The sequence below is a fragment of the Gemmata algarum genome (assembly GCF_034097035.1).
Classification (GTDB): Bacteria; Planctomycetota; Planctomycetia; order Gemmatales; family Gemmataceae; genus Gemmata; species Gemmata algarum.
The window spans coordinates 82,558-106,616 of the sequence record NZ_JAXBLV010000099.1 but is presented as its reverse complement, the minus strand read 5'-3'; the positions used below and the strand labels follow the sequence as shown (position 1 = coordinate 106,616).

The window sequence follows — 24,059 nt, the reverse complement described above, 5'->3', positions numbered from 1 at the left end:
CGCGGCGTGCTTCCGGTACGGTTCCGCTCCGGAACGGAGGCGGACCCGGGGCGTCACGGGGCCGGTGTTCGTCCCACCTCGGCGAGCCGCCGGCATGCGGCGCGGGCCTCCTGGCCGAGGAGCGTGTCGGCCGGCGCTTCGGCGAGTTCTCGCAAAAGTGTGAGGGCGGCCGGGGTGCCCATCAGCTCCAGCACCTCGACGCCCCGCACGGCCCCCAATTTGTGCGCCGAGCGCGGCCCCAACTCCCGCAGCAGGTCCTTCAACCGGGTCGCCGCTTCCGCCGGAGGGTCGGCCCGCAGCGCCGCACGCAGCGAGGGCTCGATTGTCGCGCCCTGGTGGGCCAGGGCCCGTGTGGCGGCTTCCCGGACCGCGAACCGCTCGTCCCCCAGTTCCGCGATCCACCGTTTGACCTGCTCGGGCGGCGGCGGCGGGGCCGTGAGGCGCTCTTTGAGCAGCGGAACGGCGGTCGCCGGGTCGTTGGCGAGCGCCCGAACCGCCCCGTAGGCGGCGGGACCGTCCCGGCCGGTCAGAGCGTCCCAATACGCCCCGGGCGTGGCCGCCGGCGGCGCCCGGTCCGGCCGCACGTCCCAAACGAGGGCCGTGGCGTCGGCGCCCCCGGACGCCATCCGCTGGCCGTCCGGGGAGAACGCGAGCGCCAGCACCGGCCCCCGGTGCCCGGCGCGGTGGAACCGCTCCAGTCCGCTCTGCGCCTCCCACACCCGCACCACGCCGTCAGCCCCGCCGGTGGCCACGGCCCGTCCGTCGCCCGAGAACTCCACCGCGCAAGCGGGGTTGGTCGGCAGCGACGCCTCCCACGCCCGCTCCCCGGTCGCCACGTTCCACACCCTGACCGACCCGGTGTCGTTCCCGGGGCTGAAGACGGGAGAGCCGATCGCCAGCCGCGTTCCGCCCGGAGAAAGGGCCAGCGGGGGGGCCGGTGCGTGGGGCGCGGCGTTGACCGTCCAACGGCCGCGCCGCGTTCCCGTTCGTGTGTCCCAGACGGAAACGGTCGTATTCTCGGCACCGGGCTCCCAGCACGCCATCGACCCGCCGTCGGGCGAGAAGACGAGCTGCGTGACCGGTCCGATGTTGATCGTCGCAACCGTGGTCCCGGACGTCCGGTCCACTACAACGACGCCGCCCGACCGGTTCGTCGCGAGCAACCGGCCGTCCCGCGACAGGGCCGGGGCCGGCAGAAGGCCGGTGCCGCCGCCGACCCCCGTTCCGGCCACCACGGTTTCGGCCGCAAGAGCCTTTTCTCCCGGCCTCCACGAGAAGCAGAGCCCGGTGATCGCGAACTCGCGTGCGAGGCGGACCCGCGCCCCCGCCGCCACGATTTCCCCCTTCGCGGCGACCGCGATCGGCGCGGACATCCCGACGATGCCTTGGCCTTCCCCGCTCGTTTGGAACTCGCCCCGGTGCCGGCCGGTTCGGGCGTCGTACAACTGGGTCACGAACAGGAACTCGCCGGCCGACGCGATCAGCCCGACGGTCTGCCCGTCCGGGGCGAACGCGACCGAGGCCACGTACCCGGGCGGCGCCCCGGTGGGGCCGATCGCCCGGCCCGTGCGCAGGTCCCACACCCCGATCGTCGTGGACGTGGCCGACGCGATCCGGCGCCCGTCGGCCGACACCCGGCAGGCGTCGAAGATGAGGTTCAGTGTCATGTCGGGGGCCTCGACCGTCGGCCGGGCCGCCTTGCCCGTCGCCGGGTCCCAGAACCGGACCCGGCGGTCGCCGGCCTCGATCAGCACGCCCCCGTCCGCATCGAACGCGACGAACGGGTTGTTGCTGGCGGCGTCCGTGAGGACGCGCGGCCGGCCGGTGGCGAGGTCCCAGAGGCGGATGGTTCGGTCCCGCCCGGCGGTGACGACGGTCCGGTCGTCGGCCGAGAACGCGAAGCTGGTCACCCAGCCGGCCCGGTCGCGGCCGCAGGAGAGGACGCGCCGCTTCTCCGCCGCGGCCACGTCCCACACGCACACTTCGCTCATGCGGGCGCGGTCCCACGAGGCGAGGCTCCGGCCGTCGTGCGAATAGACCAGCTTGTGCCCACGCCCGTCGAGCGTGCAGGTTGTTTCTCCGGTAGCCGCCGCGAGCAGGTGAATAGCGTGCTCGTCGTCCCCGCCGCACGCCACGGTCCGCCCGTCCGGGGCAAACGCCAGCGACCGGTAGGCGATCCCCTTCGGCTTCCGCTTCCACCGGAACTGTGGGCCGTCCGGCCCGATCTCCCAGGCCCACACCTCGAACATCCCGCCGGCCGCGAGCCAGCGCCCGTCGGGCGAAACCGCAACCGACATGCACTGCGGGGGGCCGGTGATGACTTGCGACTCCCGGCCGCTGGCCGCGTCCCACACCCGCACCGCGGCCCGGCCGTCCGCGGAGTAGATGGTTGCTCCGTCGCGCGAGAGCGCGAGCGACGCATCGCCGGTGAGTTGCGCGGTGCGGAGGCGGTTGGTCCCGATCCGGACGAGGGCCTTGTCCGGGAGCGGGTCGCCGAACCGGTCGAGCCGGCCGGCCGGCGGTTCGCTCGCCGCGGGCGTGACGGGCACCGGCCGGTCGGTTTTGTCGGGCTCGGACCAGACCGCGCCCGCACAGGCGGTACCGGCGACGGCGACCAGCACCAAGCCGTACAGGCCGTGCCGCGACCCGCCCGAGGCCCGGAGAGCGTCCTGAGCCAGCCGCGCGGCAGTCGTCACCGCCGTGCCGCCGGCCTCGAATGCCGCTTCGGCGGCGGCCTCGACCAACCCGGGCGGGACGGCATCGACGGTCGGCAGGTCGCCGAGGATGGCGGCCAGGACGATTGTCGTCACCGTCGCGCCGCGCAAGGCCAGTCGGCCCCGGAGCGCGTCCAGCCCGCGCCGCAGGCGCTGCGCCGCCGCCTGCTCCGTGACCCCGAGGAGGCGCCCGACCTCGGCCTGCGTTTTCCCCTCCAGGTAGTACAAGCCCAGCGGAACGCGGAGCCGCTCTGGCAGACCGGCCAACTCCTCCCGAACCGCCGCGCGCAGCTCGTCATCGGGCGGCGGGCCGTCAGTGCGGGGGGCCGCCATTTCGTACAGCCGGCGGTGCGCGGCGGCGCGGCGGCGGGCGGACGCACGGACGTTGAGCGACACGCGGCGGGCGACCTGGCTGAGCCAACCCGCGACCGACGTGGGCGGAGCAACCCGCGACTGGCGGGCGAGCGCGATGAAACTGGCCTGGAAAGCGTCCTCGGCGTCCTCGGCCGCCGCGTCGTCGCCCAGCACGCGCCGGCACGAAGCCCAAACGCACGGGGCGTGTCGAACCACCAGGGCGGTGAACGCGGCTTGCTCCCCGCCAATGAACGCGGTGAGCAACTCGGCGTCCGGCCGCGGGTCGTCTCGTAACGTGCGGGCCAACCCGCGGAGGTAGTGGGTGAACCCGTCCGGCACGTGCCGTCCCATGCAGTAGCTCCGGTGACCGCTCCTTACTCGTTAGTCAGCGGCCGCAGGGAAAACCCAAGCAAATTTCGTAAAAGATTTGAGAAATTCCGGACGGCTTCGGAAGCGATGTCGTCGTTGTTCGCGACGCCCATGATTTCGTACCCGGCTTGCAATACCGGTGGTGGCCTACTTGCGTTGCACAACCGCGGCCTCGTGGCGTCAGGGCTACGCAGAGATTGAATTAGGCTGTTTGAGCGCGTCGAGTGCTATTCTCCACAGGATCAAGCCTCGTCTCGCCGTTCATACTCGGAAGCCGCTTCTCGCCCCCCACTTCAATAAACTCCTATTTTGGGGCCGGAACGAGACGCCCGGCGTCAGCACCCGCGCGCGTCGTTCGCAGGATACCCCACGCGCCCGTCCTGACTGCCCGACCAATCCGGAGCCCGATGTCCGCCGACCGCGATCAGACGCCCTGCCCCGCCTGTCGCCTCCCGGGGTGGCTGTGCGTGTGCCCGCTCGCCCCGCGAATCGCGACCCGCACCCCGCTCCTGCTCGTCGCGCACGTCCACGACCTGGGCCGGACGACCAACACGCTGCGGCTCCTGTCGCTCGCCGCGCGTAACGCCACGATCCTCGCGCACGGCGCGTTCCCGGCCCCGGCCGATCCCGCGTCCCACGTGCCCGCCGGCACCACCCCGATCGTGCTCTTCCCCGGGCACGGCGCCAAACCGCTGACGCCGGAACTCGTCGCCGGCTTACCGTCGCCGCCGGCCCTGGTGGTCCCGGACGGCAACTGGCGGCAGGCGAGCCGCATGGTCAAGCGGATCCCGCTCCTCGCCGGCGCGGTGAAGGTCGAGCTCCCGAGCCGGGCGCTCGCCGGGCTGGCCCTGCGCCGCAACCGGCTCGGGCACCGCATGTCCACGTATGAAGCGGTCGCCCAGGCGTTCGGCATTCTGGAGGGCGACGCGGTCGCCGAGCCGCTGCTCGACTTCTACCGCCGGGCCGTGGACCGCATGCTGATGGTCCGCGGCAAGCTCCGGCGCGGCGACGTGTACGGCGGCCTCGGCGGACCGCGCGACGGGAGCGCACTGGCCCCTCCCGAATCTGACTCCGGGGCCGCCGAAGGCGTCACCGACCGTCGGTGACGCCGGCTGGGGCATCCGCTGGTACACCGCTACCGCGTCGCTGGTACGCCGCTGCCCAACTGCTGGGGCACTGCTACCACGCGACTGCCGACCAGTTCCGCCGATTTTGCCGCGTATGCAAGCCCCCGGCACCCGTGATGGGTGTGGACGGGCGTCTGGGGTGGCCCGCTCAACGGATCGACTTCGGTCCCAGTGACGTTCGCAATCGGGAGAACAAAACCATACACGAATATCACTTACAGCTGCTCGCAGGTTCGCAGCTCCGGGCGGGTCGCGCGGCCATTCCGGCCCGTGCCATCGGATAGAGAGAGGGAGCGGATTGCGCAGCCGTACCACTCGGCAACCTGAATGGAAGTGGTGCGGACCAGGAGTGCCCCGATGTTGCGGATCGAGGAAACAACCGTTGGTGAGCGAATGCGTACCAACAAGCTCCTACAAAGAGCATCGCAGAGGTGCCGAGAACGATCGCTCTTTTCCGTGCGGTCTCGGGGCTCGGTACCCGGGCCGCGTTTCGCTGGGGGTCGCCCTGATGCCCTCTCATTCCTTGTTGCGCTGGCAGACGGACCGCGTTCCGCGGTTGAGCGCACTCGACGCGCAGGTGGCGTCCGGCCCGCCGTCCCTTCTCACGGACGAAAACCTGCGCGCCTTCGTGGCGATGCTGTGCGCGCACTTCCAGGGATTTTGTCGCGACTTATACAGCGAGTCCGTCGAGTCTATCGTGCGCACCTTTCCGCCCGGCATGGGGTTAGTGGTGCGAACACAGTTCATGGCACAAATCGGCCTCGGCACGGGCAACCCGACGCTCCAAACGCTGGTCCGCGACTTCGACCGCTTTGGCGTCGGCGTGCGGGCCGCGCTGGACGCCGACCCGGCGAACGCGGTGCGCCTGAATCACCTCGCGCTGCTGAACCAGTGGCGCAACTTTGTGGTGCATCACGGGGTCACGGCGCCTCCCGGTCCGGCGCTCACGCCGGCACTTCCTCAAGTGTGGCAGGTCTCGTGCGACGGGCTGGCGGCGGAACTGGACCGCATCATGTATGATTACCTTCAGGCACTGTTCGGCACCCCGCCCTGGTGACCGCCGGAGGGTGAGCCATGTCGGCTGAAACCATCGACCAGACGCGCCCGCCCCGGCTCGGGGACCGCGTCCAGTTGCGCACGTTCACCGGCCTGCGGGGCCGGATCATCGAGTTCCGCGGCCCGATCGGTCACAAAGGCCGCGAACTGTTCGGCATCGAACTGATCTACCCGGACCACACGGAGTACACCGAGGCGGCGCGAGACGATCTCGTGTACCTCGACGACGGGAACGATCCCGAGCACCCGAACCCGCCCGCCCCCGCCACGGAATGACCACACGATGTCACTCGTCGTCGATAACGTCTCGAAAGAGTACGCCACCCGCGGGGCTCCGCTGTCGGTGCTGCGCGGGGCCTCGCTCACGCTCGACCGCGGCGACGCCATCGCGGTGATGGGTCCGTCCGGGTCCGGGAAGAGCACCCTGCTCCACATCCTCGGTACCCTCGACCGGCCCACCGGCGGGACGGTGGCGCTCGACGGCACCGACCCCTTCGCGCTCCCCGAAGCCGCGCTGAGCACGTTCCGCAACTCGAAGATCGGGTTCGTGTTCCAGGACCACCACCTGCTGCCGCAGTGCTCGGTGCTGGAGAACGTCCTCATTCCCACGTTGGTGAATAAAACCACCGGCCCCGCGGAAACCGAAGCCTACGCCCGGCAACTGCTCGACCGCGTCGGGCTGGGCGGGCGCCTCGACCACCGCCCCGCGGAACTGTCCGGCGGCGAGCGCCAGCGGGTGGCGGTCGCGCGGGCGCTCGTGCTGAAACCGACCCTCCTGCTCGCCGACGAGCCGACCGGCAACCTCGACCGCACCAGCGCCCACGCGGTCGGCGAGTTGCTGCTCGAGTTGCACCGGCAGGAGCGCACGGTGCTGGTCGTGGTGACGCACAGCGCCGACCTGGCGAAGCTGTTCCCGCGCCGGTTCGAGATGAACGACGGCGCGCTCCAACCCGCCTGACACACTCACCGGCGCACTCATGCTCAGCTTCTCCGGGTTGGTCCTTCGGAACCTCGTGTACCACGCGCGCGGGAACCTCGCGGTGCTGCTCGGGGTCGCGGTCGGGTCGGCCGTGTTCACCGGGGCGCTGCTCGTCGGCGACTCGCTCCGCGGCTCCCTCCGCGACCGCGTCGAGCGGCAGTTGGGCGGCGTCGATTCGGTCGCGTTCTTCCCGCGCCCCGTGCGCGCGGGCATCGCGGACGGAATGCCCGGGACCGTCAAACCGGTCCTCCTCGTGCCGGGGGCCGTCCAGGCGAGCGGCGACCCGGCCACCGCCCCGTACCTCGGGAAGGTCACGGTGCTCGGGATCGATCCGCGTTCGGCCCCGGGCGGCGTGTCCGAGGTGGACTGGGCCGGCGACGTGCGCCGCAACCGATCAACCAACACGTTCCCGCCCGTGGTGCTGTCGTACCGCGTTGCGGACAAGCTGAACGCGAAAACCGGTGACACCGTCACGTTGAGCGCGGAACGGTTCTCGGACCTACCGCGCTCCTCCTCGCTCGCGAAGCGCAGCTCCGACGATGTCACGACGGCGGAGCAGTTCACCGTCGCTGCGGTACTTCCACCCGAAGCGCCGGAAAACGACTTCAACCTGACCCCGAACCCGGCCGCGCCGCTGAACGTGTTCGTTCCGGTGCGCACGCTCGCGCGGATGGTCACCGGGGACGCGGAGCCGGTCGCAACGGTCCTGCTGGCGAGCGACGCGCCCCACGACGCCCTCAACGCCGCGCTCAAGGACCGCCTCCGGCCCGAAGACTACGGCCTGAAGTTCCGCGAGGTCGCCCGCCGGCTCGGACGCGGCGGCTACCTGAGTGTCGAATCGGCGGAACTCATTCTTCCGCCAAAGGTATCAGACGCGGTGCGGTCGGCGGCTCAGGCCGTCGGCGCCCGCGCCGAGCCGACGGTGGTGTACGTGGCGGACACGCTCGCCGTGGGCGACAAGCAGATCCCTTACCCGATCGTCGCGGGTCTGAACACCACCGCACCTTCGCCCCTCAGTCCGCACGAACTGGCCCCCATCCCGACACCGTCACTTGCCGACGACGAGGTGGAACTGCTCACGTGGCCCGGGTCCGAACTGAACAGGCTGCCGCGGGGCACGAAGGTGAAGCTCGTCTACTTCGACCCCGAAGTCGAGGGCGAGGGGCTGAAGCGCGAAGCGGAACTGACGCTCAGCGGGTACATCCCCCTCTCCGGACCGGCGCGCGACAAAGACCTGACGCCCGAAATTAAGGGCGTGACCGACGACCGCGCGAACCTGTTCGACTGGGACCGCCCGCCGGTGCTGCCCGGCGCCGAGATCAAGCGGCGCGTGCCCGAGAAACCGACCCCGCACCCGCGCGGCACGTTCTTCAACCAGAACAAGGCCGTGCCGATGGCCTACCTGAACCTCGCCACCGCCCGGAAGCTGTTCCGCAGCCGGTACGGCACCGACACGTCGGTTCGAGTGGCGCCGGCGAACAACGAGCCGCTCGACAAGTTCAGCGAACGGCTTCAATCCGAGCTGCCCAAGCACCTCGACCCCGATTCCGCGGGCCTGGTGTTCGATCCCGTCCGTGCCCGACTCCTCACCGCGAGTAAGGGGGGCACGGACTTCGGCGGGCTGTTCCTCGGGTTCAGCCTGTTCCTCATCGCGGCGGCGCTGATGCTGGTGGGGCTACTGTTCCGGCTCTCCATCGACCGCCGGGCGAAGGAAGTGGGGCTCCTGCTCGCGACCGGGTTCGCGGTCAAGCACGTCCGGCGGTTGCTCCTGGCGGAGGGGCTACTCGTAGCGGTGCTGGGCGCCGCGCTCGGGCTTATCGCGGGGGTGGCGTACAACCGATTGCTGCTCGTGGTGCTGCTCGACTTGTGGCCCGATCAGGGCGTGAAGGCGTACTTCCAGCCACACGCTTCGGCCCTCAGCTTTGCACTCGGGTTCGGAATCACGGTGCTGATGGCCCTCGCCGCGCAGTGGTGGAGCGTTCGCGAGCTCGTGAGGATCGCGCCGCCGGCTCTCCTCCGCGGTGAAACCGCACTGCCCGCCGGCTCGACGGACGGTACCGGGCTCGTCACGAAAATCGTCACAATCGGCGGGTTGGTCGTCGGCATCGCGCTGATCGCGGCCGGCGGTACGGTCAGCAACCCCGACTTCCGCGCCATGACGTTCTTCGGCGGCGGCGGGTTGCTCCTCACCGCGGCGCTGGCGGCTGTACGGTGGTGGATGCGCCGCACCCGACACGCGGTCGTGAACGGCCGGGGGCTGTCCGCGCTCGCTAAGCTGGGAACCCGCAACGCGGCCCGGAATCCGGCCCGCAGCCTGTTAACTGCGGCGCTGCTGGCATCGGCGGCGTTCCTGCTGGTCGCGGTCGAGAGCTTCCGCCGCACGCCCGAAAGCGACTTCCTCGACAAGAGCGGCGGGAGCGGCGGGTTCAACCTTCTGGCCGAAGCGGACGTACCACTGTTCCAGCCGTTCGACAGCGGGCTCGGCCGCGCCGATCTGGAGAAGCAACTCCAGAAGGCATACGCCCCGCCGGGTAGCGATCCTGACGCACCGCCGGACACCGACGCCTACCGGGCCGCAAAAGCGGACCTGAGTGCCGGTCTGGAAGAGGTGTTCCCGCTGCGGCTGCGCGGCGGCGACGACGCGAGCTGCATGAACCTGTTCCAGGCGGCACGGCCCCGCGTGCTGGGCGTGCCGGAAGCGCTGATCGCTCGCGGCGGATTCAAGTTCTACATGACCGAAGCGGCGTCTGCCGAGGAGAAAGCGAACCCGTGGCTACTGCTCGCGAAGCCGGCGCCCAACAACGCGGTCCCGGTGTTCTGCGAGAACAACACCGCGCAGTGGATGCTCAAGAAGGCGATCGGGGACGAATTCGCGATGCCCGGCGACGACGGCGCCGAGGTGCGCTTTCGGATCGTGGGGACGCTCGTGGACAGCCCGTTCCAGAGCGAAGTGATTACGAGCGACGCCGCGTTCGTGAAAGCGTTCCCCAAGCAAACCGGCTACCGCGCGTTCCTGATCCGCACCCCGGCGGCCAAGCAAACCGCGGTCGCGCGGGCGCTAGAAATCGGGTTCCGGGCGAACGGGCTCGCCGCAACGCCGACACGGGACAAGGTGGCGTCGTTCCAGGCGGTCATCGGCGCGTACCTCTCGACGTTCCAGTTGCTCGGCGGCTTCGGGCTGTTACTCGGGGTGCTGGGGCTCGCGGTTGTAGTGCTGCGCGGAGTGTGGGAGCGGTTGGGCGAACTCGCTCTGCTGCGCGCAGTCGGGTATCGCACGCGGGCGCTCCAGTTCCTTGTGATCGTCGAAAACGGGCTGCTCCTGCTCGTCGGCCTGGGGGCGGGCGTGCTGACCGCGCTGGCCTCGGTCGCCCCGCACGTGCTGAGCGGGGCCGCGATCCCGTGGGCGCGCCTCGGGCTGATGCTCGGGGCCGTACTGGTGGCAGGGCTGACGGTTGCGACGGTCGCAACGGCCGGGGTGCTGCGGGTGCCAGTTATTCCTGCGCTGCGGCGAGAGTGATGACGAGGGCTGCGAGCGTGGATAATAACCGCAAGAGAGTGAAGAGTTTTTTGACAGGATCAACAGGATACACAGGATCAAAGAGAGATTAAGCGAACAGCTTGCTGTCTCTTAAATCCTGTTGATCCTGTCAAAAAATCAATACATGGCTAAGTGCGAAGAGAGTTCAACAGGATCGAAGAGAGATTAAGCGAACAGCTTGCTGTCTCTTAAATCCTGTTTATCCTGTTGATCCTGTCAAACACTCTTCTAGCTACACAGGGACTGCCGCAGGCTTACGTTCGAGGACCAGCCCGGCCGCGAACCACATCGCGCTAATAACCGTAAGCGTGAGCAGCGCTGCGAACGTGCTGCCCGGCACCGCCGCCCAGGCCAGCGGCAGCAGCACACCGCCCAGCGCCCCGAGCAGCCCCACGAGCCCACCCACCGCGCCGACTTCGCGCGGGAAGTGGTCGGGGATCATCTTGTACACGCTCGCTTTGCCCACGCCCATACCCGCCCCCAACATGAACAGCGCGGCCGTGAAGCCCCACACACCGAGCCCCAGCGGCAGGACCAGCGCCAGCCCGGCCACCAGCATGGCGACGAACACCGCCGCCATGACCCGCGCGGCACCGTACTTGTCGGACAGCCACCCGCCCACCGGCCGCAACAGGCTCGCGGGGAACACGAAGCACACCGCCGCCAGGAGCCCGATCCACTTCGACAGGGTGTTCAGGTCGTCCTTCACAACCGGGTGCGCGTTCAGGTACGCGGTGTAGGCGTCGCCTTTGAGCCCCTTGATGGTGTCGAACTCGCTCACGAGCTGTTCGTTCAGGTGGAAGCTCACGGCCAGTTTTTTGCCGTAGGTCGCGTAGTAGAACTGCGGCAGTACGCCGGAGAGCGCGACGTACGCGCCGAACACGACGGTGTACTGGAGGCTGTACTCCCACACGCGGGCGTGTTTCATCGGTGCCATCAGTTCAGATAGAGGCCGCCCCCGCGCCGGGCGCCGGTCCTCGCGCGGCGACAGGAACCAGACCGCCAGCGCCAACAGCACCAAGAGCCCCGCATAGGCAACCGGAATGAACCGCCACCCGCCCGGCACCACACCGCCGAAAAAACCCGCCGCCGGCACCGCGGCGATCAGCACCGGCCCGACGAGCTTGGTCACCGACGCGCCCACGTTGCCGGCCCCGAACACGCCCAGCGCCAGCCCCTGGCGCTCCTTCGGGAACCACGCCGCGCACCACGCGATGCCGACCGAGAACGAGTTGCCGGCCACGCCGTACAAAACCGCGCACAGGAGCAGTTCCGTGTAACTCGTCACGCGGCTGACCAGAAACGTCGGGACCACGGCGAAGAGGATCAGCGCGGTCATCACCCGTCGCCCGCCGTAGCGGTCGGTCCAGACGCCGAAGTGGAACCGCAGCAGCGCCCCGGACAGGATCGCGGCGATCGTGAGGTTGTAGAGCTGCCCGTCGGTCAGCCCGAGTTCGGGCTTAATCTTGATGCTCAGCATCCCGAGCATGAGCCAGACCGCAAACAGCAGCGTGAAGGCGACCGTGGACAACGTGAGCACGCGCGCGCGTTGTCCCGCCGCGGGGTCCGCGGCACAGTGGGAGTCGGGGATCATGGGACGACATCTCGCGGGGTTCGGGTTACGGACTCGCGGAGAGGTTTTGGGACGGTAAGCCCGCTCAGCGGGCGGCCACGGGGGCGTGGGTCGCCAGGAGCGTCACGAGTTGCCCGCGACACGACCCACAGCCGGTACCGGCCCGGGTCGCCTCGCAGAGCGCGGGGAGAGTGTCACAGCCGTCGCGGATCGCTCCGACGAGCGCCGCCTCGGTCACGTGGTTGCAGTTACAGATTTCGCGCTCGGTCGCGGCGGTCGGGGCGTTCCCGGTCGCGAGAACGTCCAGGCGGTTCTGGGGGAGCGGCTCATCGCGATCGAACATTTGCACCAGCGCGGGCGCGGCCTCGACGCAGCCCACCAGCATCGCCCCGGCGAGCTTGCCGTCGCGGACGACGAGCTTGCGGTACACGCCGCGCCGCTCCTCGAACACCTGGAGCACCTCGTCCGTGGGGAACTGCGCGTCCGGCACGCCGAAGCTGGCGACTTCGACGCCGGCCACCTTGAGACGCGCATAAATCTTGGAACCCCGGTAGCGGGCACGCGGGTTCGTTCCGGTGAGGACATCGGCCAGCACGGCGCACTGCTCCCAGATCGGCTGGACGAGCCCGTACACCTGTCCGTTGTGCTCGGCGCACTCGCCGACCGCGTACACCCCGGGCACCTGGGTCGCGAGCAGGTCGTTCACGAGGACCGCGCGGTTGACGGGAACCCCGGACGCCTTCGCGACCTCCACCCGGGGCACAATCCCGCAGGCGAAGACGACCAGGTCCGCGGGCACCACCTCGCCGGTGCGCAGCCGCACGGCCTCGACGTGACCGTTCCCGATGACCTCGTCCGCAGTGGTGCCGGTGCGAACGAACAGACCGTTTTTCTCCAGCGCCCGCCGCAGAAGTTCACCGCCGTGCTTGTCGAGTTGGGCGCTCATGAGCACCTCGTTGAGGTGCAACACGGTGACGTGCAGACCGAGGTCCCCAAGTGCCTTGGCGGCCTCCAATCCCAGCAGCCCGCCGCCGACCACAACCGCGCAGCTCCCGGGTTTAGCGCGGTCGCGAATCGCGATACAGTCTTCGACCGTGCGGAACACGTGAACGCCGTCGCGCGGGGAGCCGTCGTCGCTCTTCAGCCCCGCCACCGGCGGGACGAGCGGCGAGCTGCCCGTCGCCAGCACGCACACGTCGTAGGGGTGGGCGTCGCCGGTGCTGGTGGTGAGCCGCCGCCCGACCGGGTCGATCTGGGTGACCCGCACCCCGGCGTGGAACGTTACCCCACGATCCGCGTACCACTCGACGGGCTTCAGCGCGATCGCCTCGGGCGCCTCGCCCGACAGCACCCGGCCCAGCAGGATGCGGTTGTACGCACCGCGCGACTCCTCCCCGAACACCGAAACCTCGAACTGCGCGGCGGCGTTCCGGCGCACGAGTTCGTCGAGCAGCCGGCTGGCGGCCATACCGTTCCCGACGATCGCGAGGCGCTTCTTCATGGGCTCATCTCTCGATCGGTTCTGTCGCCAAACACGGGTCAGGCGAGTCTTCTCCTGGGACCGCGGGCGTCCCGCCCGCCGCGATTCGGCGCGGGCCGGAAATCGACGCTCTCGAAAGCGACACGACCGACAACGCAGCGGGCGGGACGCCCGCGGTCCCAGGGAAAGGCAACGCTTTGCACTACCAAAGCGCGCCCACGCGCGCTACCCCTGCGCCCCGTCGCGCACGCTGGCGATGCGGACCGCGGCGAGCTTGAACTCGGGCATCCGGCTCGTCGGATCAAGCGCGCCACTCGTGAGCAGGTTCGCCGCTTGGCGTCCGCCCCAGTGGAACGGCGCGAACAGCGTGTCCGGGCGAATGTCGGCGGTCACCTCGGCCACGAACTCCACTTTCGCGCGTCGGCTCTCGACCGTGACGCGGCTGCCGGTGGAGACGCGGTGCCGCCGGGCCAGCCGCGGGTGGATCTCCAGCCGCGGCAGCGGCTGCGCGTTCGCGAGCTTGCCGACGCCACGCGTCTGGGCGCCGGAGTTGTAGTGCTCCTTGTAGCGCCCGGTCGTGAAGAACAGCGGGAACTCGGCGCTCGGCTCCTCACCCGCGTCGCGGTGCTCGACCGCGAAGAACTTCGCCCGCCCGTCGGGGTGATGAAACTGTTCGGCGAACATGCGCGGCGTGCCGGGGTCGTCCTCGCTCCGGCACGGCCAGAACACCCCGTCCTGACGCTCGATCTTCGCGTAACTGATGCCCGAGTAGTCGGCCGGGGCGCCGGCGGTCGCGCGCTTCAGCTCGTCGAACACGTGCTCCGCCGAGCGGAACGCGAACTTGTCTCCGACACCAAGGCGCAGCGCGAGGTCGTACAGCACGCGAAGGTCGCCGCGCGGCCCGGTGGGCGGACGGGCAACGGCCCGGCGTCGGATCACCCGGCCTTCGAGGTTGGTCAGAGTGCCCTCTTCCTCGGCCCACTGGTACACGGGGAGAAAAACGTGAGCGTGTTCGCTCGTCTCGTTATGGAACGCATCGCACACGACCAACAGTTCGAGCGCCTGCAAGTTCGGCAGAATGCGTGCGAGGTTCGGGGCCGCGACCGCGACGTTCGAGCCCATCACGAGCAGGCTCTTCACCTCACCCCCGAGCACGTCCAGAAGTTCGTAAGCGCTCTTCCCCTTGCGCGGCAGCGACGCCGGATCGACGCCCCACACGCTCGCGACCGCCTCCCGGTGCGCGTCCACCTCGATCAGCCGATAGCCGGGGAGCTGGTCGGCCTTCTGGCCGTGCTCGCGCCCGCCCTGCCCGTTCCCCTGGCCGGTCAGTGTGCCGAACCCGCTGCTCGGTTTCCCGACCTTCCCGAGCGCGAGCATCAGGTTGATCCACGCGTGAACGCTGTCCACACCTTTGCTGTGCTGCTCGGTGCCGCGCCCGGTCAGCACCATCGAACTCCTTGCGGTCGCCAGCCAGCGGACCGCCTGGCGCAACTGCGATTCCGCCACGCCCGTGAGTCGCTCCACCCGCGCCGGGTGGTACTGGAGCGCCACCGCCCGCACCGCATCGAACCCGTTCGTGCGGTCCGCGACGTACCGCTCGTCGATGAGGTGCTCTTCGATTGCGGCGTAGAGCAGGCCGTTGGCGAGGGCGAGGTCGGTGCCCGGCGTCACCTGGAGGAAGAGGTCCGCGCGCCGGGCCGTCGGGGTGCGGCGCGGGTCCGCCACGATGAGGCGCCCGCCGTTGGCGCGCTGCCGGTCGAACCACTGCATCATCGGCGGCAGCGTGTCGGCCGTGTTCGCCCCGACCAGCAGCACCACCTCGGCCCGCTCCACGTCGGCGACCGGGAACGGCAGCCCGCGGTCGATCCCGAACGCCCGGTTCTGCGCGCCCGCGGCGCTCGCCATGCAGAACCGGCCGTTGTAATCGATGTTGGCGGTGCCCAGCGCGACCCGGGCGAACTTCCCGAGGAGGTACGCCTTCTCGTTGGTCAGCGCGCCGGACCCGAACACCCCGTTCGCGTCGGCGCCGCACCGCGCGCGGATCGAAGCGAGCTTCGCCGCAACGAAGTCGAGCGCCTCGTCCCATTCCGCGGGCCGCCACCGCCCGCGGCCGTCGCGCAACTGCGGCACGGTGACCCGCTGCGGGTGCCCGAGCAGCGCGGCCGACGACCATCCCTTGATGCACAACTGCCCGTTGTTGACCGGGAAGTGCGGGTCGCCGCTGACCCGCGGTCGGTCGCCGCCGAGGTCCTCGCCCATCAGGATGCCGCACTGGAACGCGCAGTACGGGCAGTGCGTCCGCACCGCCAGTTCCGGCTGCGACAGCGTGGCCAGCGGGATCGGCGGGAGCGCGGTCACGATTGCGGCACCGTTATGAACACCTGGCCGTTGCTCACCTCGACCGGGTACGCCCCGGTCGCGCACACGTTTTCCTGGTCGCACGCGCCGGAGCGGCCGTCGAACCGGAACGCGTGGAGCGGGCACACGATCTGCGAGCCGATCAGCATCCCGTCCGCGAGCGGCCCGCCCTTGTGCGGGCACTTCCCGTCGACCGCGAACACCTCGCCCTCGCGCCCGCGGAACACCGCGAGCGAGCGCCCGCCGACCTCGAAGGCCCGGCCGAGGCCGGTCGGCAAATCGTCCAGTGTGCAGAGCGCAACACGAGTCACTGTGGCTGTCACGGTGCGGTCCTCGTTAAGATATCAGCGGGAGGGGAACGCGCTTCGCCTCGTCGAACTGGCCCGCGTACACCGGTTTGTCGCGCTCGAGCCACGGATCGACATAGGCCGCCATCGTCTTTTCCACCTCGACATCGAGGGCGGCGCAGACGCCGAGCGAATCGTTGACGATGATCTCGCGCAGCTTTTCCACCCCGATCCGTGGCACGAAGTCGTAGGTGCGCTCGAGCCACTTCGCGTTGTCGCGGTAGTAGATCAGGAACCGGCCGATGACTTTCAGCGCGTCGCCCTTCGTCTGCACCCGGCACAGCACGTCCGTCTTCCGCACGTGCGCCCCGGCGGCGCCGCCGATCGAGACCTCCCACTCGCCGCCCTCGGTCGCGATCACGCCCACGTCTTTCACCGTCGATTCGGCGCAGTTCCGGGGGCACCCGCTGACCGCCAGCTTCACCTTCGCGGGGAACTCGAAGCCCTGGAACCGCTTCTCCAGGTCGATCCCCAGGCCGGTGCTGTCGTTGGTCCCGTACCGGCAGAACTCCGACCCCACGCACGTCTTCACGGTGCGGAGCGCCTTCGCGTACGCGTACCCGCTGGGCATCCCGAGGTCCGCCCACACGCCCGGCAGGTCCTCCTTCTTGATCCCGAGCAGGTCGACCCGCTGCCCGCCGGTGAACTTCACCATCGGCACGGCGTACTTCTTCGCAACCTCGCCGATCTTGATGAGGTCGTCCGCCGTGGTGATGCCGCCGTACACGCGGGGGACCACCGAGAACGTGCCGTCCTTCTGGATGTTCGCGTGAACGCGGTCGTTGACGAACCGCGAATCGCGCTCGTCGATGTACTCCGTGCCCCAGATGCCCTTGAGCATCGATGCCAGGCCGTTGCGGCTCTTCTCGTCGTCCGCGGTGCCCAGTTCCCGGAGCACCGCCGACACGCTCTTCAGCCCGCGCTCCCTCACCGCCGCGACGAGGGTGGGCTTGTCCATCGGCACCGCCGCGACGTACCAGGACTCGCTCGGGTCGGCCTTCACGCCCCCGGCGACCGCTTCGATCAGCCCCTTCACGAGCTTCTTGCACGACCCGCAGCCGGTGCCGGCGCGGGTCGCCTTGCCCACCGCCGGGACGGTGCACTTGCCCTTCTTGATGGCCTGCACGATGGTGCCCTTGCACACGCCGTTGCAGTCGCAAATCTGGTGCGCGTCGGGCAGGTCGGCGAGCGACGCCTCTTTCTTGGCCGACCCGGCGGTGAAGAACAGTTCGAGCCGGCGCTCCGGCACGGGCACACCCGCCTGGAACATGCGCATCAGGTCGTCCGCCGGGCTGAGGTCGCCGAGCAGGCACGCGGCACTCACCTTGCCGTCGCGGACGATCGCCTTCCAGTAGACCTGGCGGGCGGGCTCGCTGAACTGCACCACCTCGTCCGTCGGGCAAAGGTCGTTGATCCGGCCCATGCTCGCCAGCTCGACGCCCATCACCTTCAGCTTGGTTGCGATCTTCGATCCGGTGTACGTCGCGGTGGTATCGGCGCCAGTCAGCACCTTCGCGAGCACCTTCGTCTGCTCCCACAGCGGAGCAACGAGTCCGTAGATCATCCCGTTGTGCTGGACGCACTCGCCCACGCCGAACACCGCCGGATCACTGGTGCGGAGCTGATCGTCCACGACGATCGCCTTATCGCAGACGATGCCGCACTCCCTGGCGAGTTCGGCGTTGGGCCGGATGCCGGCGGAGATGACCACGATGTCGGCCGGGAGTTCGCTCCCGTCACCGAACCGCACGCCGTTGACCTTCAGGTGACCGAGCAGCTCCTTCGTGACGGTACCGGTGCGGGCCTTGATGCCGAGTTTCGCGATCGTCTCGCCCAGCACCTTCCCGCCGGCTTCGTCGAGTTGCACGCTCATCAGCCACGGGTTCACCTCCACAACCGTCACCTCGACGTTGTGGGTCATGAGCCCCTTCGCGGCTTCCAGCCCGAGCAGGCCGCCGCCGATCACCACCGCCGTCTTGCAGCCCTTCGCGTACTCGGCGATGTTGCGGCAGTCGTCGAGGGTGCGGAACGCGAACACCCCGTGGAGCGGCGTGCCGGGGATCGGCGGGATGAACGGCTTGCTGCCGGTCGCGAACACGAGGTAGTCGTAAGGCACCGCGGCGTCGCCCGCGTGAACCACCTTCGCGTCCCGGTCGATGCGGGTCACTCGAGCCCCGGCGCGCAGGTCGATCCCGTTCTCCTCGTACCACGCCAGCGGGTTGAGGAAGATCTCCTTCGCGTCCTGGGTGCCGTTCAGCACGTTGGACAGCAGGATGCGGTTGTAGTTCCCGTACGGCTCGTCGCCGAACACGGTGATGTCGAACCGTTCCGGGTCGAGCGCGAGCACGTCCTCCAGGAAGCGTGCTCCGGCCATCCCGTTCCCGACCACGACCAGCTTCGGCTTCTGCGGATGAAGCGCGCGGATCATCGAGCAGCTCCTTCGGATTCGGCAGCCAGGGACAACAATTTCTCGCGGAACCGGACCACCTCGCCGACCACGAACACCGCGGGGCCGGTAATCACCGCCTCGTCTGCGAGGCACCCGATGTCCCCGAGATCGGCGACGAGCACCCGCTGCCCCGGCAGCGTGCCCGACTCGACGACCGCTGCGGGCGTGTTGGGTGGCAGCCCACAGGCGCCGAGCTTCGCCGCGATCTTCGCGACGTGCCGCACGGCCATGTAGAACACCGCGCCGGGCAACCTCGCCAGCGCGTTCCAGTCCAGGGTGCAGTCGGGCGAATCGGGATCATGATGCCCCGTCACCAGCACCACCGCCTGACCGGCCGCCCGGTGCGTCAGCGGGATACCGGCCGCCGCCAGCGCGCCCGCCGCGGACGTCACGCCCGGCACGATTTCGTAGGGGACGCCGGCCTCAGCAAGGGCCTCCGCCTCTTCGCCGCCGCGGCCGAAGACGCACGGGTCGCCGCACTTCAGCCGGCACACCGATTTCCCCGCCCGGGCGTACCGCACCATCAGGTCGTGAATCGTTTCTTGTTTCGTGGACCCGACGCAGTACCCGCGCTTGCCCACCGAAACGATTTCGGCGTCCGGGCCGGCCTCATCGAGCAACTCGGGCGCGAGGAGCGCGTCGTGCAGCACGACATCAGCCGACCGCAAAACGCGCAGCCCGCGCACCGTGATGAGGTCCGGCGAACCGGGACCGGCGCCGACCAAGTACACGACCCCACCCGACGCGAACCGGCTCACGGCGCCCCTCCGCACGTAGCATCCCCTCACGGCGCGGCCGAATGCGGCTCACCGTGTGCAGGAGATTGATCGGGTTCATAAGTTTTGGAAACGACGGTCGCTAATTGCACTCGGTGTGCCAGAGCCGAATATGACCACGCATCGAGTCGCAAAACACGTGGTTAACCACATATATTTCCAGTGATTTATCGCGCAAAAAATGCTGTTGGATGCGAACAGACGTGGTGGCATGATTCGCCCACGGTCGGGGCAGCGGCCCGATTTCAGTGCCCATCAACGGGGCACGTCGCGCGCACCGGGGGCATACTGAGCGATGCGTAAGCGGCTTGCGACCCGTCCGGCGACGCTCGCCCTCGCGCTGGTCGCGTTCGTGTTCGCGGTGGACTTGTCCCTGCCGCTGGGCGTTGCCAGCGCGGTACCGTACACGTTCGCGGTGCTCCTCGCGCTGCGCGCGAAGCCCGGCTGGGTCGGCCCGGCGGTGGCTGGACTGTGCGTGGTGCTGACCGGCGCGAAGATCGGGATCGTACCGGAGCGCGGCAACACCGAGATGTGGAAGGTGATCGCGAACCGGTGCCTCGCCCTTTTTGCGATCGGTATGACCACCCTTCTCGGGCTCCTGCGGCGCAGCGCCGAAGCGCGGGTCCGCCAGCACGAAGCGTTGCTCGCCCGGATGAGCCGCGTGGCGGTCGCGGGGGAGCTGGCGACCGTTCTGGCGCACGAACTGAACCAGCCGCTCGCGGCCGTATGCTTGCAAGCGGATCTGGCCGTCCACCTCGCCACGGACGCCGCCCCGGCCGAGTTGAAGGCCGCGCTCGGCGAGGTTGCGGAGCAGTCGCGCCGGGCCGCGGACATCGTTCGCTCGATCCGCCGAACGGTACGCCCTGCCGACGCCGCACGCGGACCGGTCGACATCAACGAGGCCGTGCGCGACGTGGCGCGCCTGCTCGACTGGCGCGCCCGGCGGGCCGCCGCCGGGGTTTCGCTCGCCCTTGAGCCGGATCACCTTCCACCGACCTACGGGGACCGTGTACAACTCGAACAGGTGCTCGTGAACTTACTTCAGAACGCGCTCGAGGCGGTCGAAGCGGTCAGCGGCCCGCGGCTGGTGGTCCTGGAAACGCGGCCGGCCGGCGCGGCGATCGAGGTGCGGGTCCGCGACACCGGCCCGGGGGTCAGCGCGCCGGAGAAGATCTTCGAGCGCTTTTACACCACCAAACCTGACGGGATGGGACTCGGGTTGGCCATCAGCCGGTCCATCGTACACGCCCACGGCGGCGCGCTGACCGCCGCCAACCGCCCCGACGGCGGGGCCGAGTTCGTCTGCGTGCTGCCCGCATACATTGAGGAACCGAAGTGAGCGCCGAGCCGACGATTTTCGTGGTGGACGACGACGAGGCCGTCGGCCGCGCGCTCGCGAGCGCCGGGAGGCTGCTCGGCTGCCCCGTGCGCACGTTCACGTCGGCACAATCCTTTTTGGGCGCGTACGAGCGCGACCAGCCCGGGTGCTTGGTGCTGGACATCAAGATGCCGGGAATGACCGGCCTGGAACTCCAGCGCGCGCTGGCCGACGCGAATCTGAACATACCGGTGGTGATGATCAGCGGGCACGCGGACGTGCGGATCGCGGTAGAGGCCATGACGCTCGGCGCGCTCACACTGCTCGAAAAGCCGTTCCGGCTTGAAGAGTTGCTCACGCACGTCCGCCGGGCGCTCGAAAAGGACCGCGCCGAGCGGGCGAACCGGCAGCACGCGGCCGATGCCGACGCCCGCCTCGCGGCGCTCACCCCGAAGGAGCGCGAGGTGCTGGACCTGATCGCGGCGGGGAAAACGAACCGCGAGATGGCCGACGCCCTGGGCCTGAGCGTGCGGGCGGTCGAGGACCGCCGCGCCCGGCTCATGAAGAAGGTGGACGCGCGGTCGGTCGCCGAACTGGTGAAGTTGCTCGCCGCCCGCGCGCCGTAGCGCCCCGCCCGGTACCTGACACACGGGCTAACTCGTGAGCGATTCCCGAAAGCCGGGCGCCCGAACAATCACCGTTTGCCCAGCTCCTTCTTCAAGTTCTCGATCTCGGTGACCAGCGTGCGGACCTCGTTCTGCAACTGCTCCTGTTGCTGCTGCAGCTTCTCCAGGTCCGGCCCCAGGGCGCCGGCCCTATTCGCCCACTCCGCGGTCAGTTTGGCCCACTCCTGGAACAGTTCCACCCGCTTCTGAAGGAGCTTCAGGTTCTCCTTCTGGATCTTCACCGCGAGTTCCTTGTCCTCTTTCGAATAGGCCAGGGCGGGTGCTTTCGCCTTCTCAATGTCCACGACCTCGCCGCCGGCCCGGGTGGCGAGGTCGTGGAGAACCTGGTCCTTCAGGTCCGGCTTCAGCGTGTGAGCCGCCCCGTCGAGCGTGGCCGCCATCCACACGTTGCGGAACGGCCCGTCAAACTTGGGAAACGCCTTCCGCGGATCGTAGCTGATGTCGGCCGGCTTCGTCCACTCCACCGGCGGCCCGGCCTCGACCACGCCGAGCGTGAACGAGGTGCCGTCGGTGACGTCGGTAATTTTAATCCGCCGCCCCGCCTCGAACCCGGTTCCCGGACCGGAGATCCCCTGGTAATAGGTCTTCACCGCCCCCTTCTCCTCGATGCCGACCCGGTACACGTCCGGCATCTGCGCGAGCAGTGGCTTGTTGGTGTCCGAGTCCCACGGCTCGTCCAGTTTGAATCTCTTATAGAGGTCGTTCTGCTCGATGTACGGCAGGAGTGCAACCCGCCAGCTCAGCAGGGCCTTCCCGTTTTTGTCTGTTACGTCGTTCGGAAAGTGCCCATAGACGGTCTCATAGCTGTGAATCGCCAGCATAATCTGTTTAAGGTTGTTCGTGCTGCGGAGCCGCTGGCGCGTGTCCGCGATCCCGTCCTCGGCCTTACCGCTGTCCTTCGGAACCGGTGCGGCCACCGGAACCGGCGGCAGCGGGAGCCCGGACACGGGATCGGGTACCAGCGCCCACACGGACGCGGCGGCGGCACACGCCGCGAGCACCGCGGCGGCCGTTTTCAGGAGAGTTGTTGTCATGGATCCCATCGCCCCCTGAGTCAGTTGGAGAACCAGCGGAGAAACCAGTGCCCCGGCGGAGCGCCCGGCAGCCAGGTCGGCCGCGGCCCGGGCGGTGCTCCCGACGAACGCCCCTGCCGCGACCGGGAGGGTGACCGCCCCGAGTGTGAACCCGCGCCGCGAAAGCCGCCGCGCGAGGAGCTCTTTCGCTCGAGCCAGGCGTCCCGCGACGGTGCCCAACGGCAACCCGGTGCGGCGCGCCGCCTCGGCGTGTGTCAGCCCTTCGCAGAAGCACAGCAGGACCGGGACCCGGTACCGCTCCGGCAACCGGGCCACCTCTTCCCACAGCGCGCCCGTGTCGGATGTGTCGGGCACCGCCGGGGCGGCCACGTCGCGCAACTCGGTCCCGATGGGCAGCCGGGCGCGCTGCCGCGCGAGCCGCACCGACACCCGCCGGGCGACCCGGTACAACCACCCGACGACCGCGCCGTGCCCGGTGAACGTCTGCGCCTTCCGCGCCAGGATCAGGAACGTCGCTTGCGCGGCGTCCTCGGCCGCATGGCGGTCGCGAAGCACCGCAACACACACCCGTTGCACCAGCGGCGCGTGCCGCCACACAAGCAACTCGAACGCAGTCTCATCGCCGGTCTCTGCGAACCGACGGACGAGTTCCGCGTCGCCCGAACCGGATACGGTGGGGTCTATCCCAACTGTGCGCAGGTAGTTCCGAATTCCTGGCCTCGACATAGCACGCTCCCGGGCGCGTTCGCCTACCACTGAGAGGCTCGCCCCTACAGCTTGCATACACCGAATCCGGATTTTTCCGTTCCACGCGGTGCCACATGTGAAACGGTGAGGGATTCCGACCGCGCGTCCGGCCAAGTCGGTGCCGCGTTTAGCCGCAGGCAGCGCACCTCATCGCCCCTGACGCGGCGCCGGCCGAGCCTGCAAGCGGCCAACACAATTGTTGGTGGCTGAAATGGAAACGAGCGACTGAACCTTCCTACGGCTCAGTTTTGCGGCTCGAAATGTAACAGAACTGCCGAAGAAGTGATGTCCGGCGCACCGAAGCGATGCCCCAATCGAACGTGATTTCGGCGCGTCGCGGTTCGCCGCAATCAGTGTTCCGCGGCGACGCAGAGAGAGCCAACCAGCGCACCCAGTTGCGTGGCGCCGTGCCCGGCCCTGCACGCATCCTCAACGGCGCCGGCCGCGGCGGAGATGTGCGGCAGCCCGTACATACCGGCGGAACCGCGCAACTTGTGAGCCAGTTCGGACACCCGACCGAGATCTCCTTCGCGGAGTGCTGCGCCGATTGCCCGCACCTTCTCAGGCAGTGCTTGGCGGTAGTCGGCGGTTAGCCGGGCCAGGCGCGGCGAAACGGCTTCTGCGGGAGGTGCAGAAGATTCCACAGTGAACCGGGCCAGGGAGCACTCCGACCCCCAACTACCCGGCGGGAGATAAGGTCGTAATATCTGGATCAACTTGTCCGGATCAATCGGCTTGCTCAGGCACGCGTCGCATCCGGCCCGCAGGCACTCCTCCTCATCTCTGGGCAGCGCGTGCGCGGTGAGCGCGACCACCGCCCGCGAGTACCCGCTCCGGCGCAGCGCGCGCGTGGCCGCGTAACCGCCCATCTCGGGCATCTGCATATCCATCAGAATCGCATCGAAGGCGCCGGTGCCCGCCCGCTCCAGCACGAGGCGACCGTTCTCAACCGTCTCCACCGCCACCCCCGCACACTCCAAGAGCTGGCGCAGCGCCGACGAAATCGCCGCCGCGTCGCCGGCCAGCAGCACCCGCCCGGCGGGCCACGGGGCCGGTTCCGCGAAGTACACCGGGTCTTGTCGCTCGCCCATCTCATCCTCGGACAGGGGCACGGTACGGCCGGCACCAAATTGGTGCCCAAACCTGAGACTGTT

At 69.2% G+C, this 24,059-nt stretch carries 16 protein-coding genes; 7 read left to right on the top strand and 9 right to left on the bottom strand.

Annotated features, from left to right (window positions below; all coding sequences use genetic code 11):
• Positions 1–53: 53 nt before the first annotated feature.
• Positions 54–3,419, bottom strand: coding sequence for a sigma-70 family RNA polymerase sigma factor (locus R5W23_RS09170; protein WP_320686072.1), 3,366 nt, complete (start codon positions 3,417–3,419; stop codon positions 54–56).
• A gap of 425 nt (positions 3,420–3,844) precedes the next feature.
• Here R5W23_RS09170 and R5W23_RS09165 point away from each other — a divergent pair, with 425 nt between their 5' ends.
• From R5W23_RS09165 to R5W23_RS09145, 5 genes are all read left to right on the top strand, one after another.
• Positions 3,845–4,543: a tRNA-uridine aminocarboxypropyltransferase gene (locus R5W23_RS09165; RefSeq protein WP_320686071.1), complete on the top strand. Its 699-nt coding sequence runs from the start codon at positions 3,845–3,847 to the stop codon at positions 4,541–4,543.
• 529 nt (positions 4,544–5,072) lie between these two features.
• A complete protein-coding gene (locus R5W23_RS09160; RefSeq protein ID WP_320686070.1) occupies positions 5,073–5,621 on the top strand; it encodes a hypothetical protein in 549 nt (182 codons plus the stop codon).
• A gap of 17 nt (positions 5,622–5,638) precedes the next feature.
• Positions 5,639–5,896: a hypothetical protein gene (locus R5W23_RS09155; protein ID WP_010044107.1), complete on the top strand. Its 258-nt coding sequence runs from the start codon at positions 5,639–5,641 to the stop codon at positions 5,894–5,896.
• Between the two features lie 7 nt (positions 5,897–5,903).
• The gene (locus R5W23_RS09150) at positions 5,904–6,578 is read left to right on the top strand and encodes an ABC transporter ATP-binding protein (protein WP_261186164.1); all 675 of its coding nucleotides are present in this window, start codon (positions 5,904–5,906) and stop codon (positions 6,576–6,578) included.
• 19 nt (positions 6,579–6,597) lie between these two features.
• Positions 6,598–10,116, top strand: a complete 3,519-nt coding sequence (locus tag R5W23_RS09145) for an FtsX-like permease family protein (protein ID WP_320686069.1) — start codon at positions 6,598–6,600, stop codon at positions 10,114–10,116.
• A gap of 253 nt (positions 10,117–10,369) precedes the next feature.
• Here the strand turns inward: R5W23_RS09145 and R5W23_RS09140 are convergent, their stop codons facing one another.
• The 6 genes from R5W23_RS09140 to cobA form a co-directional block, all read right to left on the bottom strand.
• Positions 10,370–11,731, bottom strand: a complete 1,362-nt coding sequence (locus R5W23_RS09140; protein WP_320686068.1) for an MFS transporter — start codon at positions 11,729–11,731, stop codon at positions 10,370–10,372.
• A gap of 64 nt (positions 11,732–11,795) precedes the next feature.
• Entirely contained in the window at positions 11,796–13,211 is a 1,416-nt protein-coding gene (locus tag R5W23_RS09135; RefSeq protein WP_320686067.1) for an FAD-dependent oxidoreductase, read from the bottom strand.
• Positions 13,212–13,415: 204 nt separating this feature from the next.
• Positions 13,416–15,548: a molybdopterin oxidoreductase family protein gene (locus tag R5W23_RS09130; RefSeq protein ID WP_320686066.1), complete on the bottom strand. Its 2,133-nt coding sequence runs from the start codon at positions 15,546–15,548 to the stop codon at positions 13,416–13,418.
• Complete coding sequence (locus R5W23_RS09125; protein WP_320686065.1) at positions 15,545–15,871, bottom strand: Rieske (2Fe-2S) protein; 327 nt, start codon at positions 15,869–15,871, stop codon at positions 15,545–15,547. The genes R5W23_RS09130 and R5W23_RS09125 overlap by 4 nt, the downstream gene beginning before the upstream one ends.
• A 13-nt stretch (positions 15,872–15,884) precedes the next feature.
• Complete coding sequence (nirB, locus tag R5W23_RS09120) at positions 15,885–18,323, bottom strand: nitrite reductase large subunit NirB (protein WP_320686064.1); 2,439 nt, start codon at positions 18,321–18,323, stop codon at positions 15,885–15,887.
• Positions 18,320–19,102, bottom strand: a complete 783-nt coding sequence (gene cobA / locus R5W23_RS09115; RefSeq protein WP_320686063.1) for a uroporphyrinogen-III C-methyltransferase — start codon at positions 19,100–19,102, stop codon at positions 18,320–18,322. Before cobA ends, nirB begins: the two co-directional genes overlap by 4 nt.
• A gap of 313 nt (positions 19,103–19,415) precedes the next feature.
• Between cobA and R5W23_RS09110 the strand changes: the two genes are divergently transcribed.
• A complete protein-coding gene (locus R5W23_RS09110) occupies positions 19,416–20,459 on the top strand; it encodes an ATP-binding protein (RefSeq protein ID WP_320686062.1) in 1,044 nt (347 codons plus the stop codon).
• Positions 20,456–21,064, top strand: a complete 609-nt coding sequence (locus R5W23_RS09105) for a response regulator transcription factor (protein ID WP_261186173.1) — start codon at positions 20,456–20,458, stop codon at positions 21,062–21,064. Before R5W23_RS09110 ends, R5W23_RS09105 begins: the two co-directional genes overlap by 4 nt.
• A gap of 68 nt (positions 21,065–21,132) precedes the next feature.
• Here the strand turns inward: R5W23_RS09105 and R5W23_RS09100 are convergent, their stop codons facing one another.
• Positions 21,133–22,884, bottom strand: a complete 1,752-nt coding sequence (locus R5W23_RS09100) for a sigma-70 family RNA polymerase sigma factor (RefSeq protein WP_320686061.1) — start codon at positions 22,882–22,884, stop codon at positions 21,133–21,135.
• A gap of 371 nt (positions 22,885–23,255) precedes the next feature.
• Complete coding sequence (locus tag R5W23_RS09095) at positions 23,256–23,996, bottom strand: response regulator (RefSeq protein ID WP_320686060.1); 741 nt, start codon at positions 23,994–23,996, stop codon at positions 23,256–23,258.
• Positions 23,997–24,059: the final 63 nt, after the last annotated feature.

Bases quoted from the DNA above. Each gene is read 5' to 3' on its own strand.
- R5W23_RS09170 (WP_320686072.1), bottom strand. From the start codon at position 3,419: ATGGGACGGCACGTGCCGGACGGGTTCACCCACTACCTCCGCGGGTTG.
- R5W23_RS09165 (WP_320686071.1), top strand. From the start codon at position 3,845: ATGTCCGCCGACCGCGATCAGACGCCCTGCCCCGCCTGTCGCCTCCCG.
- R5W23_RS09160 (WP_320686070.1), top strand. From the start codon at position 5,073: ATGCCCTCTCATTCCTTGTTGCGCTGGCAGACGGACCGCGTTCCGCGG.
- R5W23_RS09155 (WP_010044107.1), top strand. From the start codon at position 5,639: ATGTCGGCTGAAACCATCGACCAGACGCGCCCGCCCCGGCTCGGGGAC.
- R5W23_RS09150 (WP_261186164.1), top strand. From the start codon at position 5,904: ATGTCACTCGTCGTCGATAACGTCTCGAAAGAGTACGCCACCCGCGGG.
- R5W23_RS09145 (WP_320686069.1), top strand. From the start codon at position 6,598: ATGCTCAGCTTCTCCGGGTTGGTCCTTCGGAACCTCGTGTACCACGCG.
- R5W23_RS09140 (WP_320686068.1), bottom strand. From the start codon at position 11,731: ATGATCCCCGACTCCCACTGTGCCGCGGACCCCGCGGCGGGACAACGC.
- R5W23_RS09135 (WP_320686067.1), bottom strand. From the start codon at position 13,211: ATGAAGAAGCGCCTCGCGATCGTCGGGAACGGTATGGCCGCCAGCCGG.
- nirB (WP_320686064.1), bottom strand. From the start codon at position 18,323: ATGATCCGCGCGCTTCATCCGCAGAAGCCGAAGCTGGTCGTGGTCGGG.
- R5W23_RS09110 (WP_320686062.1), top strand. From the start codon at position 19,416: ATGCGTAAGCGGCTTGCGACCCGTCCGGCGACGCTCGCCCTCGCGCTG.
- R5W23_RS09100 (WP_320686061.1), bottom strand. From the start codon at position 22,884: ATGTCGAGGCCAGGAATTCGGAACTACCTGCGCACAGTTGGGATAGAC.
- R5W23_RS09095 (WP_320686060.1), bottom strand. From the start codon at position 23,996: ATGGGCGAGCGACAAGACCCGGTGTACTTCGCGGAACCGGCCCCGTGG.